The organism is Mycobacterium kyorinense, from assembly GCF_002101735.1.
GTDB lineage: Bacteria > Actinomycetota > Actinomycetes > Mycobacteriales > Mycobacteriaceae > Mycobacterium > Mycobacterium kyorinense.
On record NZ_LQPE01000089.1, the window covers coordinates 1 to 2500 of the forward strand.

At 64.9% G+C, this 2500-nt stretch carries 2 protein-coding genes; one reads left to right on the top strand and one right to left on the bottom strand.

The genetic code is table 11. The features are described 5' to 3' along the window. Nucleotides 1-1449, top strand: a 1449-nt coding sequence (locus AWC14_RS10895; protein WP_142281665.1) for an MMPL family transporter, incomplete at its 5' end; no start/stop codon positions are given. Between the two features lie 120 nt (nucleotides 1450-1569). On the opposite strand, the gene AWC14_RS10900 is transcribed toward AWC14_RS10895, so the two are convergent. Continuing rightward, nucleotides 1570-1860 (bottom strand): hypothetical protein, encoded by a 291-nt coding sequence (locus AWC14_RS10900; protein ID WP_003925196.1) that lies wholly within the window; start codon nucleotides 1858-1860, stop codon nucleotides 1570-1572. Nucleotides 1861-2500: the final 640 nt, after the last annotated feature.

Consider the following 2500-nt stretch of genomic DNA (forward strand, 5'->3'; position numbering starts at 1 on the left):
ACCAACGGCGCCGACCAACTGGCCGCCGGGTTGGCCCAACTCGACACCACCCTGCGCACCGCCCTGGCCCCGCTGAGCGGAATCTTGAGCCAAGCCCAATCCGCCGGCACACAAATGCAGCAGTTCCGGCCGCTGCTGCAGCAACTTTCGGCCACCGCACCCGCGGTCGACCAGGCCATCCAAGCCGGGCCGGGCCTGCGGCCATGGGCCGACCAAGCCGCCCACGCCATCGCCATCCTCGATCCGCTCGTCGGTGCCCTCAACACCGCTCCGTGGTGTGCCACCACACCCCAATGCGCCCAGATCCGAGACCAGGTCCAGGTCTTGGTGACCCTGCGCAACAGTGGCTTCTTCAACCAAGTCGCCGACCTCGGCGACCGCTACAATCCCGCGACCGGCGCCACGGTTGCCGAAACCCTCGCCGACATCCGAAACGCCGTCACCGCCATGGACAAAGCATTCGGAGCCCTCGGCGATCCCGCCGACCTGGCCGGCAACATCGGCCGACTCCAAGACGGCATCAGCCAACTGGCCTCCGGTGCCCAAGCCCTGGCCACCGGCGTGCACACCCTCGTCGACAGCAACCTTGAAATGCTCTCAGGCATGAGTCAGATCGCCACCCAACTACAAAACTCCGCGCGTGCCAGCGCGGATTCAGATTCCTCCAGCGGCTTTTACCTACCTCCCAACACTTTCGAGAACCGCCAATTCGCCGATGTCGCCAAGCAATTCCTGTCCCCCGACGGCAAGACCGCCCGCTTCGCCATCGAGTCCAGCCACGACCCCTACAGCGTCGACGCGATGAACCTCGCCCACACGATCACTGACGTCGCCGACGCCGCCCGCCCCAACACCTCCCTGGCCCACGCTACGGTGTCAGTGGCCGGATTCCCTGCCGTCAACTCCGACATCGCACGCCTTCTGTGGGCCGACTTCGCCCAACTCGCCATCGCCACCATCGTGATCGTCGGCCTCATCCTGGTGCTGCTGCTGCGTGCCCTGCTGGCCCCGATCTACCTGCTGGGCACCGTCGTGCTCAACTACCTCGCCTCCCTGGGCATCGGCGTCCTGGTCTTCCAATGGGGACTCGGCTACGAAATCGCCTGGCCCGTACCGCTTCTGGCGTTCATCATCCTCGTGGCCGTCGGCGCCGACTACAACATGCTGCTCGTCTCGCGGCTACGGGAGGAATCCGGCACCAACATCCGCGTCGGCGTGCTGCGCACTGTGGCCAACACCGGATCGGTCATCACCTCCGCCGGGGTCATCTTCGCAGCCAGCATGTTCGGCCTCATGTTCGGCTCGATCGCCATCATGATCCAAGCCGGATTCATCGTCGGATGCGGCCTACTGCTGGATACCTTCCTCGTCCGCACCCTCACCGTCCCCGCCATCGCGACACTGCTGCGCGACGCCAGCTGGTGGCCCCAACCCAACCGTGCGCGGTAAACGCCGTGGAGCCCAAGAGGTGCCCGGCGGGCACTGACCCCACCAGCGGTCCACGGCCCGGCCGACGAGCCTCCTTTTTCTGATTTCACGATTCAGCAGTCAGGTCCACCGTTGATGCCCCTAAGGCCATCTACCGTCGGCAATCGGAGATTCGGGGTCGAATCGCAAGATGGCCTCGGCGGGGTTGGTGCCCAGTGCTCGGGCGATCTCGGTCCAGCCGTGGCCGTTGGCGCGGGCGTCGTGGACCAGTTGGGGCAGGCAACGTTCGGCTTGCTGGATGAGGCTGGCGACCAAGGCGAGGCTGCGCAGATCATCTCCTAGCCAGACGCCGCGGCGATCGGCGAGGGCGGCGACGGCGTCGTCGATGAGGTCGAGCGTGTCTTCGCCGGTGCGCGGATCCTGGGTGGTCACCGTCTCACGTTACGTCTGCGGCGGCGGCGGGGGCAGGAGCACGCCGATGTCGCGGTACCGCAACAAGCGTGTCGATGTCATGGTTCCGTGACATCGACGCCGAGAAGGTGCTCAAGCTCCCACCGGACAAGGTCCAGCGCCGCTTGGACCGGCGGGGCCTCAGGGTCTAATCCCGGCATCAGTCAATGCTTGTCTGTCGTCGGGATCCATGCTCGTAGGACGCACTGCTCGCTCGACCGGTTCCAAGGGATCACGCGGGTCTGGTCGATGACGACGGCTCGACAGAATCAGGCGGCCCGATATGGATTCGCCGTGCGGCAACACGCCCAGCGCTTCACCGGCCACACGAGTCACATGGGTCACACTCGTACGCATGTTCGGCAGGCCCGCCCGCCCCTTCCTGCAAGCGCCGACGGGTGATCGGCGGCAGCTCACGCCGACACCGCCACCGACCATTTTCGGCCGCCGAAATGTACTCGAAATTTCGCGAAATCGGTGTGTTTGCACTGCATCCCACGATTTACACATGTATACTTTGGACGTGGTGAATCAGCCGAAATTGACGCCCCGACACGCGTGGAGCCTCCACAGTGTTGTAGGAAAAACCGTGCAGAATTTCTGCCATGGCGGTTCCAAAGGA